The 15,063-nt window shown below is 58.3% G+C and carries 14 protein-coding genes; 11 read left to right on the top strand and 3 right to left on the bottom strand.

Features of this window, described 5'->3' with window-relative positions; all coding sequences use genetic code 11:
* Together CF137_RS19605 and ald are read right to left on the bottom strand one after the other, a co-directional pair.
* A partial coding sequence (locus CF137_RS19605; RefSeq protein WP_139721132.1) for an IS4 family transposase occupies positions 1 to 945 on the bottom strand: 945 nt, incomplete at its 3' end.
* Between the two features lie 134 nt (positions 946 to 1,079).
* On the bottom strand, positions 1,080 to 2,195 hold the full coding sequence (ald, locus tag CF137_RS19600; protein WP_139721129.1) for an alanine dehydrogenase: 1,116 nt from the start codon (positions 2,193 to 2,195) through the stop codon (positions 1,080 to 1,082).
* A gap of 150 nt (positions 2,196 to 2,345) precedes the next feature.
* Between ald and lrp the strand changes: the two genes are divergently transcribed.
* From lrp to serS, 5 genes are all read left to right on the top strand, one after another.
* Positions 2,346 to 2,837: a leucine-responsive transcriptional regulator Lrp gene (lrp, locus tag CF137_RS19595; protein WP_042023989.1), complete on the top strand. Its 492-nt coding sequence runs from the start codon at positions 2,346 to 2,348 to the stop codon at positions 2,835 to 2,837.
* A 201-nt stretch (positions 2,838 to 3,038) separates the two neighbouring features.
* Positions 3,039 to 5,552 carry a DNA translocase FtsK gene (locus tag CF137_RS19590; RefSeq protein ID WP_139721126.1) on the top strand — a complete coding sequence of 838 codons (2,514 nt, stop codon included), beginning with the start codon at positions 3,039 to 3,041 and terminating at the stop codon, positions 5,550 to 5,552.
* A gap of 80 nt (positions 5,553 to 5,632) precedes the next feature.
* A complete protein-coding gene (gene lolA, locus CF137_RS19585) occupies positions 5,633 to 6,241 on the top strand; it encodes an outer membrane lipoprotein periplasmic chaperone LolA (RefSeq protein ID WP_139721123.1) in 609 nt (202 codons plus the stop codon).
* A gap of 153 nt (positions 6,242 to 6,394) precedes the next feature.
* The gene (locus CF137_RS19580; protein ID WP_139721121.1) at positions 6,395 to 7,732 is read left to right on the top strand and encodes a replication-associated recombination protein A; all 1,338 of its coding nucleotides are present in this window, start codon (positions 6,395 to 6,397) and stop codon (positions 7,730 to 7,732) included.
* A 307-nt stretch (positions 7,733 to 8,039) separates the two neighbouring features.
* Entirely contained in the window at positions 8,040 to 9,335 is a 1,296-nt protein-coding gene (gene serS, locus CF137_RS19575) for a serine--tRNA ligase (RefSeq protein WP_101324593.1), read from the top strand.
* A gap of 14 nt (positions 9,336 to 9,349) precedes the next feature.
* Here the strand turns inward: serS and CF137_RS22015 are convergent, their stop codons facing one another.
* A complete protein-coding gene (locus CF137_RS22015) occupies positions 9,350 to 9,514 on the bottom strand; it encodes a hypothetical protein (RefSeq protein ID WP_162515992.1) in 165 nt (54 codons plus the stop codon).
* Between the two features lie 8 nt (positions 9,515 to 9,522).
* Between CF137_RS22015 and CF137_RS19570 the strand changes: the two genes are divergently transcribed.
* The 6 genes from CF137_RS19570 to CF137_RS19545 all read left to right on the top strand — a co-directional run bounded on the left by CF137_RS19570 (position 9,523) and on the right by CF137_RS19545 (position 14,957).
* Positions 9,523 to 10,014, top strand: a complete 492-nt coding sequence (locus CF137_RS19570) for a CvpA family protein (RefSeq protein ID WP_042023984.1) — start codon at positions 9,523 to 9,525, stop codon at positions 10,012 to 10,014.
* Between the two features lie 18 nt (positions 10,015 to 10,032).
* Positions 10,033 to 11,553 carry an amidophosphoribosyltransferase gene (purF, locus tag CF137_RS19565; RefSeq protein WP_042023983.1) on the top strand — a complete coding sequence of 507 codons (1,521 nt, stop codon included), beginning with the start codon at positions 10,033 to 10,035 and terminating at the stop codon, positions 11,551 to 11,553.
* A 201-nt stretch (positions 11,554 to 11,754) separates the two neighbouring features.
* The gene (miaE, locus tag CF137_RS19560; protein WP_139721119.1) at positions 11,755 to 12,513 is read left to right on the top strand and encodes a tRNA isopentenyl-2-thiomethyl-A-37 hydroxylase MiaE; all 759 of its coding nucleotides are present in this window, start codon (positions 11,755 to 11,757) and stop codon (positions 12,511 to 12,513) included.
* Positions 12,514 to 12,815: 302 nt separating this feature from the next.
* Positions 12,816 to 13,460, top strand: a complete 645-nt coding sequence (gene adk / locus CF137_RS19555; RefSeq protein ID WP_042023979.1) for an adenylate kinase — start codon at positions 12,816 to 12,818, stop codon at positions 13,458 to 13,460.
* Between the two features lie 100 nt (positions 13,461 to 13,560).
* Positions 13,561 to 14,535: a ferrochelatase gene (gene hemH, locus CF137_RS19550; protein WP_162515991.1), complete on the top strand. Its 975-nt coding sequence runs from the start codon at positions 13,561 to 13,563 to the stop codon at positions 14,533 to 14,535.
* Positions 14,536 to 14,564: 29 nt separating this feature from the next.
* A complete protein-coding gene (locus CF137_RS19545) occupies positions 14,565 to 14,957 on the top strand; it encodes an MAPEG family protein (RefSeq protein WP_139721115.1) in 393 nt (130 codons plus the stop codon).
* Positions 14,958 to 15,063 lie beyond the last annotated feature (106 nt).

Below are 15,063 nucleotides of genomic sequence, written 5' to 3'. Positions count from 1 at the left end.
ATAGCCCAACTCGATTTCCCAACGATGACCATACAAGTCGACGATGTCGGCGCCCACAAAGCGCATCGGGTCGACCATCGAGGTCAGCACCTGCCGCTCTTTGCCGTTGATAGTGCGAGTCAGCAAGCGGGCTTCTAGCGTGTCCGGCAGTTGCGGCCACTTCTTCCTCGCCTGTGGACTGGTTTTGAGGCGCACCAGGGCATCCTGACGCCCCAGCTTGCGCACCACCTCGTATTGCGTGCCCTTTTTGAGTGGCAGCAGCCAGTGCCGCTCGCTGCCAGCGGTTTGCCATGCATGGAGCAAGCCGAGGGAGTAAAACCCCTTGTCGAACAGGGTGAGCGAGTGGTCCGGCGTGCGCGCGACCAGCTGTTCGGCCAACACCATCTCGTTGACGGCGCAACTCTCCATGACGGCCTGAACAAGCAGGTGACTGGTCAACTCCATCTGGCAGAGCATGCGCACCTGCGGATAAGCGGTCTCGCCATGCTGGGTGCCGGGCTTGGCAAAGACAGCGGCATTGTCCGGGGTATCAGGCGTGCGCCACATCACGCCATCGACGGCGAGCAGTTGCAGACCGGCCCAGCCGGGGTGATTGGCCTGCTGGTGCCAGAGCGAAGCGGTCTCGTGAAACAACCGCTCGATGCTCTTGTCCCCGAGCTTTTGGCGAGCTTGCAGGAAGGCGCTGGGGGCGACAAAGGGGCGGTCACCGGGCAACAGGATATCGAGCTGATTGACCAGCTGGGTCATGGGAACGTGGCGGAAGATGGCCATGCCGATGATGGCCCAGACCAGTCGCTCCATGGGCATACGGCGACGGCGGAGGGTAGCGACGCCCTCTTCGCTGAGCAGAGTGGTGATGAGCTCGGTGGGAATGAGGTCGGAGAGTGACTCAAACTGAGCGGCTTTGCTGGCGTGCAGGAAGTCGAGGGCTTGCTCGATACGCATAAAAAATCCGAAACCAATCAACAGGTTTCGGATTTTCACACATCAGAAGGATCGGTCAATGGATCCTTAACTAATCGGCATTACCCATCGCGGGCGGATTTTTACTCATCAATACTGGCGCAGGCCAGCAGAGATCAGCTCAACAGGGTCAGTGCATCCGTATAGGCAAGGCCATGGGCCAGGGCAACCTCCTTGCAGGTCAGCTTGCCATCCATCACGTTGAGACCATGGCGCAAATGTTCGTCTGACAGCAGCGCATCGCGGTAGCCTTGCTGGGCCAGTTTAATGATGAAGGGGAGGGTGGCATTGTTGAGGGCCACGGTTGAGGTACGGGCAACCGCCCCCGGCATGTTCGCCACACAGTAGTGCACCACCTCATCGACGATATAAGTGGGATCCTGATGGGTGGTGGCGTGGGAGGTCTCCACACAGCCGCCCTGATCGATGGCCACATCGACGATGGCTGAGCCCGGCTTCATGCGCGCAATGTGGTCACGGCTGACAAGTTTTGGCGCAGTGGCACCCGGCACCAATACACCGCCGATGACCAGATCCGCTGCCAGCAGATGGCGCTCCAGGGTCTCGCTATTGGAGTAGACCACCTTGGCGGCCCCCTGAAACTCGTTGTCGAGACGACGCAGGGTATCGATGTTGTTGTCGAGGATGGTGACATCCGCCCGCAGGCCGATGGCCATGCGAGCTGCATTGGAGCCAACCACCTCGCCGCCGATGATCACCACTTTGGCCGGTTCGACCCCTGGCACGCCGCCGAGTAACACGCCGCTTCCGCCGCGGGATTTTTCCAGTGCCAGGGCGCCAGCCTGAATAGACATGCGTCCAGCGACTTCTGACATCGGAGCCAGCAGGGGCAGGCCGCCACGGCTGTCGGTGACAGTTTCATAGGCGATACAGATAGCGCCGCTTTGCAGCAGAGCTTCGGTCTGAGGCAAGTCTGGCGCCAAATGCAGGTAGGTGAACAGGGTCTGACCCGGGCGCAGCATGGCACATTCGACCGGCTGGGGTTCCTTGACCTTGACGATCATCTCGGCTTTGGCGAAAACCTCTGCCGCAGAGGCCAAAATTTCGGCACCAACAGCAATATAATCTGTATCGCTGAAGCCAATGCCGTTTCCGGCACCGCTTTGGACGAAAACAGTATGGTTTCGTGCTGTCAGTTCACGTACACTGGCCGGAACCATGCCTACGCGGTATTCATGGTTTTTTATCTCTTTAGGTACACCGATAATCATGCTATCCCTCGTCTATCGATTGGTGTTTCATGTTGCCAAAATGTTAACCAACATTTGCGCCTAGTATATTCAGGTATTGACAGGATTTGTGACCATAATTATAAAATGACTGGTGATTCTTACCAAAAAATAGCCAAAGGATGGAATAAAATGATGGAAGCTAAGAGTCGGCTAAAGGATTTGGACAGGATTGACCGCAACATTCTTAATGAACTGCAAAAGGATGGCAGGATTTCGAATGTTGAGTTGTCCAAACGAGTTGGCCTAAGTCCTACACCGTGTCTGGAACGGGTTCGTCGCCTTGAGCGACAAGGTTATATCGAAGGATATGCCGCTATTCTGAACCCTCATTATCTGGATGCATCTCTGCTGGTGTTTGTCGAGATAACCCTTAATCGTGGGGCGCCCGATGTATTTGAACAGTTCAACAAAGCTGTTCAGGTGCTCGAAGAGATCCAGGAGTGTCATCTGGTCTCCGGTGATTTCGACTATCTGCTCAAGACCCGAGTCAGCGACATGTCGGCTTACCGCCGCCTGTTGGGTGAAACCCTGCTGCGTCTGCCCGGTGTCAACGACACCCGCACCTATGTGGTGATGGAAGAGGTCAAGCAGAGCTGTCGTCTGGTGATCAGCACCCGATAAAGCAGGTTATGCCGTGGTGTATTGTCCATATGAGGCACCATGACAGTCAGAAACGAGCGGCCGGTCCGCTCGTTTCTTCTTGTAAAGAGAAGTGCAAATATAGTCCCGTCCCATCAGGCATTGGCTGACAATCGGTGGGCTTTTCGGGGATACTAGGCCCCCTATTTCCTGCATTACATGTTTTCAGAAAGGAGCCGGAGTTTGGCCGATAAAAAGCTGTTTACTCCTTTATCAGGTACACAACGGATCTTCGAAGCCGTCTTGATCGCCATCACCCTGATGGCCGCGTATCTTCTGCTTGCCCTGTTGTCCTATCATCCCGCCGATCCCGGCTGGTCCCAGACCTCCTGGCAGGGGGAGGTGAAGAACCTCTCCGGCAGCGCCGGAGCCTGGCTCGCCGACATCACCATGTTCACCTTTGGTGCTTTTTCCTATCTGGTGCCGCCGCTGGTGGTATTGCTGGGCTGGAGTCTGTTCTGGCGTCCCAGCCGCTTGCTTGAAGTGGATTACCTCACCCTGGGGGTGCGGATCATCGGTTTTATCCTGACCGTACTTGGCATGTCGGCCATTGCCAGCATGAACTTCAACGATATGCAGAACTTCTCCGCCGGTGGTCTGGTGGGGGATGTGATCGCCTCTGCGGTGGTGCCGCTGTTTGGCGGCGTCGGGGCCAACCTGATGCTGCTCTGCTTCGTGGCAACCGGCATTACCCTGTTTACCGGCTGGTCCTGGCTCACCATTGTCGAGCGGATTGGTGCCACCTGCACCGGTTCGGTCAGCGCGATTTACCACTTCCCGACCACCCTCGGCCGCTGGTTGACTGGCGGCTGGCGTCAACCTCGCAACGAGGGGCCGGATCCCTTGCTGGAAGGCGGGGTAGGGACCATAGAGTTTGATGACGAGGAAGATGAGCCCCACACCAGCTGGACTCGTCGACCCAAGGCCAAGGATCAGAAGGCGGCCGGTGAAGAGTGGCTGCCGGAGCTGGACGACGACACCTTCGAGTTCGATCCGCAATTTGATGATGAAGATGACGAGCCTGCCCCTGCTGCCAAGCCCAAGCGTGCGGTGGCTGCCGCCAATGGTCGACGTCAGCCGGTACTGGCTGTGGCCGATGATGACGATGAGGATGAGCTGGATCTGCCTTGGGCGGAGGGGAACGAAGATGCCCCGGCAACCGTTGCCGCCACACCGGGTAAACCCAAGCGCCGCCCTCAGCCTGCCATGGCTCCTTTGCCAAGCATTGAGCTGCTCGATCGCCCGCCTGCCAAGACCCAGATGATGAGCAAGGACGAGCTGGATCGTATGGCTCGTCTGGTTGAGGCCAAGCTGGCCGATTACAACGTGCAGGCCAAGGTGGTCGGCGTCTATCCAGGCCCGGTCATCACCCGTTTCGAGCTGGACTTGGCGCCGGGCATGAAGGCGAGCAAGATCACCAACCTGTCGCGGGATCTGGCCCGTTCTCTCTCGGCCAGCAGTGTGCGGGTGGTGGAAGTGATCCCGGGCAAGACCTTCGTCGGTATCGAACTGCCCAACCGGGTGCGCCAGACGGTTTACCTGCGGGAAACCCTCGACTGCGATGCGTTTCGCGATAGCCATCACCCTCTTTCCATGGGCCTGGGTCAGGACATCGCAGGGGAGCCGGTGGTGGTGAACCTGGCCAAGATGCCCCACCTGCTGGTGGCCGGTACCACAGGTTCCGGTAAGTCGGTGGGGGTCAACACCATGATCATCTCGATGCTCTACAAGTCATCCCCCGATGATCTGCGCTTTATCATGATCGACCCCAAGATGCTGGAACTCTCGGTCTACGAAGGGATCCCCCATCTGCTGACCGAGGTGGTGACTGACATGAAGGACGCTGCCAACGCCCTGCGCTGGTGCGTGGGCGAGATGGAGCGCCGTTACAAGCTGATGTCGGCAGTCGGGGTGCGTAACCTCAAGGGCTACAACGACAAGGTGTTGGCAGCGGCCGCCGCAGGTGAGCCTTTGCGTGATCCGCTGTGGCGTCCGGGCGATTCCATGGATCAGATAGCGCCGGAGCTGGAGAAGCTGCCCCACATCGTGGTGGTGGTGGACGAATTTGCCGACATGATGATGATCGTCGGCAAGAAGGTGGAAGAGCTGATCGCCCGGATCGCCCAGAAGGCACGAGCGGCCGGTATTCACCTCATTCTGGCAACCCAGCGCCCGTCGGTGGATGTCATTACCGGTCTTATCAAGGCCAACATCCCGACCCGTATTTCGTTCCAGGTGTCGAGCAAGATCGATTCCCGCACCATTATCGATCAAGGCGGTGCCGAATCCCTGCTCGGTATGGGCGACATGCTCTACATGCCGGCCGGTACCTCCAACCCGACCCGGGTGCACGGCGCCTTTGTCGATGATCACGAGGTGCACAAGGTGGTGGCAGACTGGAAACTGCGCGGCGAGCCAAATTATATCGAGGAGATCCTCGCCGGTGAAAGCAGCGAGGGTGGCAGCAGCGAGTTTGGCGGCGGTGGCGATGAAGAGCTCGACCCCCTGTTCGACGAAGCGGTCGCCTTTGTGGTGGAGTCCCGCCGTGGCTCGACCTCCAGCGTCCAGCGCAAGTTCAAAATAGGTTACAACCGGGCGGCCCGTCTCATCGAACAGATGGAGAATCAGGGCATCGTCAGCTCACCGGGTGGTAATGGTCAGCGCGACGTGCTGGCCCCGCCGCCGGTGCGGGACTAAGCCTCACCGTTTCATACAATCCCTGGCCATGCCCTCCACGGGCGTGGCCTTTTATCGAGAGCGTCTTTATGAAGAGCGTGATGAAAAAACAACTGTTGATGGGTACCGTGCTGCTGATGGCCAGCAGTCAGGTGTGGGCCGATGTGGCCAGCGATCTCAAGCAAAAGCTGGCAGATGTCAGCCTCTTCTCCGCCAAGTTTGCCCAGACCGTCTATGACAGCAAGGGCAAGGAGCTGCAAAAGGCCAGCGGCGATCTGCTGGTGCAGCGCCCCAATCGCTTCAACTGGCACACCACTTCGCCGGACGAGAGCCTGATCGTGGCCGATGGTCAGGATGTGTGGGTCTATGATCCCTTCGTCGAGCAGGTGACCGCCCTCAAGCTGAAGGATGCGGTACTCAATACCCCCTTCATTCTGATTGCCGGTAATGACGACAAGTTCTGGAAGAACTATGACGTGACCCAGCAAGGGGATGTCTATACCGTCACCAGCCGTAACAAGGATGAGCTGATCGCCTCCTTCCGCGTCACCTTCGATCGGGCAAACAACATTAGCCGCTTCGATGTGAAAGAGGCGCAGGGGCAGTGGAGCGAATTCACCCTGAGCAGCTTTAACCGCAAGCCGCTGCTCAAGGGCAACGAGTTTGTGTTCAAGATCCCGAAGGGGGTCGAGCTGGACGACCAGCGCTAATGCGCACCCGGTCGTTGGATTGCTCGCCACTGCGCCAGTCAAAGGCGAGTGGCGTGACGCTGGGTGGTCAATACAGATGAGCAACCTCTTATTGGATTTCTCGTCGGACCGTTTTTCCATGGCGGTATCCGTGATACTGAACGGTCAATACAGATGAGCAACTTGTCGCTGGATTTCTCATCGGACTTTCGTCCGCTGGCGGCCCGAATGCGGCCGCAAAACCTCGACCAGTATATTGGTCAGCAGCATATTCTGGGGGCTGACAAGCCCCTGCGCAAAGCCATTCTGGCGGGCCACTGCCACTCGATGATCCTGTGGGGGCCGCCCGGTACCGGCAAGACCACCCTGGCGGAGCTGATGGCGCACTACTGCCAGGCGGAAGTGGAGCGGCTCTCTGCGGTGACCTCCGGCATCAAGGAGATCCGCGCCGCCATCGACAAGGCGAAGGAGAACAGCTGGCGCGGGGTGCGCACCATACTGTTCGTGGATGAAGTGCACCGCTTCAACAAGAGCCAGCAGGATGTGTTTCTGCCCCACATCGAAGATGGCACCATCACCTTTATCGGCGCCACCACCGAAAATCCCTCGTTCGAACTCAATAACGCACTGCTCTCCCGGGCTCGGGTCTATCTGCTCAAGCGGCTGGAAGAGCGCGACATTCTCGCCATGATCGATCAGGCGATGCAGGACCCCCGTGGTCTCAATGATCCGGCGCTCACCTTTGCCCCCGGCGTCAAAGAGGCGCTGGCCAAGGCGGTGGATGGGGACGGGCGCAAATCCCTCAACTATCTGGAGCTGTTGGCCGATATGGCCGAGCAAGATAGCAGCGGTCACAAGCAAATTGACAGCGCCCTGCTCGCCGCCGTGGTGGGGGAGCATGTGGCCCGCTTTGACAAGGGGGGGGATCACTTCTATGACCTCATCTCGGCGGTGCACAAATCCATTCGCGGCTCGGCGCCGGATGCGGCGCTCTACTGGTATGCCCGCATGGTGAGCGCCGGTTGCGATCCGCTCTATATTGCCCGCCGCTTGCTGGCCATTGCCTCGGAAGATGTGGGCAATGCCGATCCCCGTGCCATGCAGGTCGCCCTGTCGGCCTGGGATTGCTTCCATCGGATCGGTCCGGCGGAGGGGGAGCGTGCCATTGCCCAAGCGATCGTCTATCTCGCCTGCGCGCCGAAAAGCAATGCGGTCTATACCGCCTGGAAGGCGGCACTTAATGATGCCAAAAACCTGCCGGACTTCGAGGTGCCGCCCCATCTTCGCAACGCGCCCACCAAGCTGATGAGCGATCTGGGCTACGGCGCCGAGTATCGCTATGCCCACGACGAACCGGGCGCCTATGCCGCGGGCGAGGAGTATCTCCCACCGGAACTGGCTGGCAAGCAGTACTACCAGCCCACCGATCGTGGCCTTGAAAAGCAGATCGGCCAAAAGCTCGATTATCTTCATGAGCTGGACAGGCAGAGTCCGCAGCAACGGGGTAAATAGCCCCTTTGTCACCCCTTGTGGCTGAAAATTGGTCAGCTGTTTGAATATGCAGGACGGTGTGCGTGCCAACGTCGGTAAAAACGACACAAATAGTCCCTGTTCGGGCGGGGGGGCGGTCTGCTACACTGCCCATCCGACCCCGTTTGTCTTGGCCTTGCGCCATCTTCCTGATTTCGAAGGCCTGATTGTTAAGGCCCGATCCTGAAGACGATTGGGGTGCGCCAACCGATGTTAACTTCCGGATCTGTTTCCCAGCCCGTCATGATGACTCAGGCCCAGATCCCATTTTAAAAAAAGTAGGTAAACCATGCTGGATCCCAAATATCTGCGCAGCGATATCGAAGAGGCTGCCGCTCGTCTGGCGACACGTGGCTACGTTCTGGACGTAGCGGCTGTCAACGCTCTGGAAGAGAAACGCAAGGATCTGCAGTCCCGCACTCAGGAGCTGCAGGCCGAGCGCAACGCCCGCTCCAAATCCATCGGTGAAGCTGCCCGTCGTGGTGAAGATGTTGCCCCGCTCAAGGCCGACGTGACCAAGATCAACGACGAGCTGGAGACCAGCAAAGTCGAGCTGGATGCCCTGCTGGCCCAGTTGAAGGCCATTGCCGATGCGATCCCGAACCTGCCGAGCGAGACCACCCCGGTTGGCCGTGACGAGAATGACAACGTGGAAGCACGTCGTTGGGGTACCCCGCGCGAGTTCAGCTTCCCGGTACGCGACCATATCGATCTGGGCGAAGCGGCCAAGGGCGTTGACTTCAAGAACGGCGTCAAGCTCTCCGGTACCCGTTTCGTGGTGATGAAGGGTCAGATTGCCCGTCTGCACCGCGCCCTGGCCCAGTTCATGCTGGACTTGCACACCCTGCAGCACGGCTACACCGAGTGCTACGTGCCTTATCTGGTGAACCCGGACAGCCTCTATGGCACCGGTCAGTTGCCAAAATTTGCTCAAGACCTGTTCAACACCGGTATCGAGGGCGAAGGGGAAGAAGAGGGCAAGGTGCGCAAGTTCTCCCTGATCCCGACCTCTGAAGTGCCGCTCACCAACATGGCCCGTGACGAGATTTTTGACGCGCAAGAGCTGCCGATCAAGATGACCGCCCACAGCCCCTGCTTCCGTTCTGAAGCGGGTTCCTACGGTCGTGATACCCGTGGCCTGATCCGTATGCACCAGTTCGACAAGGTCGAAATGGTTCAGCTGGTTCACCCGGAGCAATCCTGGGAAGCGCTGGAAGAGATGGTGGGTCACGCCGAGAAGGTACTGCAACTGCTGGAGCTGCCGTATCGCGTGATGGCGCTCTCTACCGGTGACATGGGCTTCTGCGCGTCCAAGACCTACGATCTGGAAGTGTGGCTGCCGGCCCAGAACACCTACCGCGAGATCTCCTCTGTCTCCAACTGCACCGATTTCCAGGCGCGCCGCATGCAGGCTCGCGTGCGCATCGACGGCAAGCCGCAGTTGCTGCACACCCTGAACGGTTCCGGTCTGGCAGTGGGTCGTACCCTGGTTGCCGTGATGGAGAACTACCAGCAAGAAGATGGCCGCATCGCCATCCCGGCTGCGCTGCAATCCTACATGGGTGGCCTGACCCACATCGGGTAAGCCCACGCAGCTGACTACAACGCCATGGCATTGCCATGGCGTTGTGCATTTTGGCGCCGGCCAACTGTTTTAGTGGTCAAAAAAATCGGCTGTTCGGCACTGCTTTGAACAGTTAACACAATTTTATCAAGCAATGCGCAATCGTTTTTGTTAGACTGCGCCGCAATTTCGCAGGACATCTTTTTCTATGGTCTGGATTGATTACACCATCATCGGCATCGTCGGTTTTTCTGCTCTCATCAGCCTGGTGCGCGGCTTCGTCAAGGAGGCCATGTCTCTCGTCACCTGGTTTATCGCCTTCTTTATTGCCAGCCATTTTTATCCCGATCTCGCCGTCTACTTCACTTCGTTCTCCGACGCCATGGTGCGCAATGGGCTGGCTATTGCGGCCTTGTTCGTCGCGACCCTGATCCTGGGGGGAGTGGTGAACTACGTAGTGGGGTTGCTGGTTGAAAAAACCGGGCTCTCTGGCACCGATCGGGTGCTGGGGGTGTGCTTCGGTGCAATTCGCGGGGTACTGATTGTCAGTGCCCTGTTGTTTTTTATGGATACCTTCACCAGCCTCTCCCAGAGCGACTGGTGGGTGGCGTCCAAGCTGGTGCCCGAGTTCAAACCGGTGATCCAGTGGTTTTTCGGGTTCATGTTGAACTCATCAAGCTTTCTTCAACAGGTACAGTGACTTCGAGGTAGCAAAGACATGTGCGGTATTGTCGGTATAGTTGGCACCACCCCCGTCAATCAGGCCCTCTACGACGCCTTGACGGTGTTGCAGCACAGGGGACAGGATGCCGCCGGGATCGTGACCATTGATAGTGGAAACTTCCGGCAACGCAAGGCCAATGGCCTGGTGAAGGATGTGTTTGAAGTGCGCCACATGCAGCGTCTGCAGGGGAACATCGGCATAGGTCATGTCAGATACCCCACCGCAGGCAGCTCCAGTGCCGCGGAAGCCCAACCTTTTTATGTGAACTCTCCCTACGGCATGGTGCTGGCCCATAACGGCAACCTCACCAACGCCAAGGATCTCAAAGAGCAGCAGTTCAAGGTTGCCCGCCGTCACATCAATACCACCTCTGATTCGGAAGTGTTGTTGAATGTGCTGGCTCACGAGCTGGATCTCTGCGACAAGATGGCCCTGCGTCCCGAAGATATCTTCGCTGCGGTGCGCCGAACCCATCAGCAGATCCGCGGCGCTTATGCGGTGGTCTCGCTGGTGATTGGTCATGGCCTGATTGGCTTTCGCGATCCCAACGGCATCCGCCCGCTGATCCTCGGTCGTCGTCAGGACGAGCAAGGGCATCTGGAGTACATGCTGGCCTCCGAGAGCGTGGCACTCGATGCCATTGGTTTCGAGACGGTGCGGGATATTGCACCGGGTGAAGCCATCTACATCACCGAGCAGGGCCAGCTCTTCTCCGAGCAGTGTGCGGAGAATCCGCAGATGAGTACCTGCATCTTCGAATATGTCTACTTTGCCCGTCCTGACTCGTGCATCGACAAGGTGTCAGTGTATGCCGCTCGTCTCAACATGGGCCGCAAGCTGGGTCAGAAGATTGCCCGCGAATGGGAAGATCTCGACGTCGATGTGGTTATCCCCATCCCCGAGACCTCCTGTGACGTGGCACTGGAAATAGCCCACACCCTCAACCTGCCATACCGTCAGGGCTTCGTGAAGAACCGCTACATCGGCCGTACCTTCATCATGCCGGGCCAGACCCAGCGCAAGAAGTCAGTACGTCGCAAGCTCAATGCCATTGGTTCCGAATTCAAGGGCAAGAAGGTATTGCTGGTGGATGACTCCATCGTCCGTGGTACCACGTCCGAGCAGATCATCCAGATGGCCCGTGAAGCGGGTGCCGCCAAGGTCTACTTCGCCTCGGCAGCGCCGGAGATCCGGTTCCCCAACGTCTACGGTATCGACATGCCCACCGCCAACGAGCTGATCGCCCATGGCCGTGAAGTGGAAGAGGTGTGCGCACTGATTGGTGCCGACGGCCTGATTTTCCAGGATCTGGAAGATCTGGAAGAGGCAGTGCGGGAGCTCAACCCGGATCTGCGCCACTTTGAAACATCGGTGTTCAACGGCCACTACGTGACCTCCGACGTGGACCAATCCTATCTGGATCACCTCAATGCCCTGCGCAACGATGACACCAAAGCGGTGCGTGAGTGGCAGGAAGGCACCAGCAATCTGGAAATTTTTAACGAAGGAAGTTAAACGTTTTCGCTGGCGGTGCTTGAGATGAGATGGGGGCTAAGGCCCCCATTGTTATGTCTGCTCGGAGGAGATGGCAAAAGTAGTGCGCATCAGATTGAAAAGTAAGCACTTATTTTGCTGGATATGGGCATGTCAGGCAGGATCCGTTAGCATAGGGGCCAACCTGTATGACCGATACGCTTTTAACCGACGAGAGTTGTGATGGACGATCTGCTAGCCCCTGTGCGCCAGTTTCTGCAGTGCGAGACCCCGGATGAGTGGGTCGAGATGGCGCGGGATCCTGCCCGTTTGCCGACCCTGCTCATCGATCACGCCAACTGCGAGACCAAGGCCGCGCTCACCGCCCATAGTCTGGTGCGCCGCTACTGCCTGCCCAAGGGCAAGCGTCATCTGCTGCCCAAACTGGAGTTCTATCGCGAGCTGGATGCCATCCCGGAGAAGGCCGAGATCTTGGGCAAACGCAGCATGGGGGAGTCTGATCGTACCGTGTTTGCCGAGCTGGAGCGCAACCCGCTGTTGTTTCCCATGGTGCGGCTCATTCAGGAGGAGTTGCACCACTTCGAGCAGGTGCTGGCGATCATGCTGGCCCGCGGCATCGAATACGGGCCGGTGACGGCCTCCCGTTACGCTCGCCAATTGATGCAGCATGTGCGCACCCATGAACCGGCCACCATAGTCGACAAGATGATCATCGGCGCCTACATCGAGGCGCGCTCCTGCGAGCGGTTTGCCAAGCTGGCGCCCCATCTGGACGAAGAGCTGAGCCGCTTCTATGTCTCTTTGCTGCGCTCCGAGGCCCGCCACTATCAGGATTACCTGAACCTGGCCGAACAGTATGCGGGAGAGGATATCAGCGAGCGGGTGGCCTTCTTTGGCAAACTGGAAGCCGAGCTTATCTGCTCGCCGGATCCGCAGTTCCGATTCCATAGCGGCCTCCCTGTCACATCTGACAGTTGTTGACGCACAGGGGGCAAACTACGATTGCCCTGTTCCTACTACGAGCGACAAGTAGTTATTTTTGAGCGCAATTCCCGGCCCTGAGCCGGGATTTTTTTATCGCTAGCCTGCTGACAGCCAATTGGCTCACTCTGCCTAAACCCTCATTATTTTTGCGCATCTTCCTTACGGTGAAATCCTGTTCGGTCAGCGGGCAATAATGGTGAGAAACTGCTCACTCAGGCGGCTCGAGCTTGTAGAAACGGGCGAAACCGTGTACTTTTTTGCCTTCGCAATATTTGAATAACCAATCAATAGGAGCGTGTATGCGCATTGTTCTGTTGGGGGCTCCGGGCGCCGGCAAAGGTACTCAGGCTCAGTTCATCATGGAAAACCACGGTATTCCCCAGATCTCCACCGGCGACATGCTGCGTGCAGCAATCAAGGCGGGCACCGAGCTGGGTCTGAAAGCCAAAGCTGTGATGGACGCAGGTCAGCTGGTCTCTGACGACATTATCATTGGTCTGGTCAAAGAGCGTATTGCTCAAGCAGATTGCGTGAAAGGCTTCCTGTTGGACGGTTTCCCGCGCACCATTCCCCAGGCGCAAGCCATGAAGGATGCCGGTGTCGTGGTTGATTTCGTGCTGGAGTTTGCGGTGCCGGACGAAGAGATCGTCAAGCGCATGAGCGGCCGTCGCGTTCACTCCGGCTCTGGTCGTACCTACCACGTGGTGTTCAACCCGCCGAAAGTGGAAGGCAAGGATGACGTGACCGGTGAAGATCTGGTGATCCGCGCCGACGACGAAGAGACCACAGTGCGCAAGCGTCTGGATGTATACCATCAGCAGACCGCGCCGCTGATCGGTTTCTACGGCAAAGAGGCGGAAGCGGGCCACACCCGTTACGTCAAGATCGACGGCACCCAGCCGGTTGATCTGGTCAGCAAGCAGCTTGCCACCATTCTGGGCTGATCTTTGCTGTCGGTACAGCGTCTCTGTGCCATCAGGTAAATGAAGAAAAGGCCCCCTCGGGGCCTTTTTTTGGTTCATGACAGATAGACAGGAAGCCAATGTGACCACGAAAACCGGAATATTGCTGGTCAATCTGGGTACCCCAGCCGCGCCGACCACTGCCGCCGTCAAAGCGTTCCTTAGCCAGTTTTTACATGATCCCCGTGTGGTAGACCTGCCCCGTTATATTTGGTGCCCGCTGCTGCACTTCATCATCTTGCCGACGCGCTCCCCCAAAGTGGCCAAGCTCTATCAGCAGGTGTGGACCGAGCAGGGCTCGCCGCTGATGGTGATCAGCAAGCAGCAGCGCGCCGCGCTGGAGCAGGAGCTCAAGCGGGAAGGGCTCGAGGTGCCGGTGGAGCTGGCCATGACCTATGGTGCACCCTCGGTGAGCGATGGCTGGCAAGCACTCAAGGCCAAAGGGGTCAACCGGGTGATCCTGTTGCCGCTCTACCCGCAATATTCGGTCAGCACCACGGCGTCGGTGTTTGATGCGTGGGGGCGGGCGATGAAGCAAGAGCGCAATCTGCCGGTGGTGCGGCTGATCCGTGATTATCACGCCCATCCCGAATACATTCAGGCGCTGGCCATGAGCGTGCGCCGTCATTGGGAGCAACACGGCCAGGGCGAGCATCTGCTGATGTCGTTCCACGGTATTCCCGAGCGTTATGAGAACGAAGGCGACCCCTATGGCCAGCAGTGCCGCAGTACCGCAGCGCTGCTGGCCGAGGCGCTCGGGCTGGCGGCGGGGCAATGGACAGCCAGCTTCCAGTCCCGCTTTGGCAAGGAGGAGTGGCTCAAGCCTTACACCGATGTGACCATCGCAGGGTTGCCAGCGAGCGGGATCAAGCGGCTCGATGTGATCTGCCCGGCGTTTTCCGCTGATTGCCTGGAAACCCTGGAAGAGATCCAGGTGCAGAACCGGGAGATCTTCATGGAAGCCGGTGGCGAACAATTTGAATATATTCCGGCACTCAACAGCGATCAGGCCCATATCAGGATGATGGTCTCTCTGATCTGCCGCGAGCTGGCCTGAGTGAACCTTGCAATAGCAGGAGTGACAAGATGATCCATATCACGCTGATTTATGCAGGCCTGCTGGGGTTGCTGTTTTTGGGGCTCTCTTTTTGGGTGGTCAGACGCCGCGCCCAGTTCGGGGTGATGATAGGGCAGGGGGAGGCTCCCGAGCTGCTGGCGGCGATCCGGGCTCACGGCAACTTCGCCGAGTATGTGCCGCTGACCCTGCTGCTGATGGCGCTGTGTGAGCTCTCCGGTGCCGGTGCGCTCTGGTTGCATGGCGGTGGTGCCATGTTGCTGGTCGGTCGCATCCTCCATGCCATCGGTATCCAGATCCCCAAAGCGCCCAATGTGCCCCGTTTTCTGGGGACCTTGCTGTTTTGGCTCGCCCTCGGGCTGTTCTCGGTGTTGGCTCTGTTGCAGGGCGTTGCGGCAGCCTGAAACCTGATGCTTTGTTGTGCGTGAGAACCACCCCGGGCGGGGTGGTTTTTTTAGGCTCTGTCCCAATTATGTGTTGAAAGGCTAAGCTTGAAGTAGGCCATCAACT

It is taken from the genome of Aeromonas sobria (assembly GCF_006243315.1).
In the GTDB taxonomy this organism is placed as follows: Bacteria; Pseudomonadota; Gammaproteobacteria; order Enterobacterales; family Aeromonadaceae; genus Aeromonas; species Aeromonas sobria_A.
The sequence above is the reverse complement of the archived record's forward strand: the minus strand, read 5'-3'. Positions and strand labels throughout refer to the sequence as shown.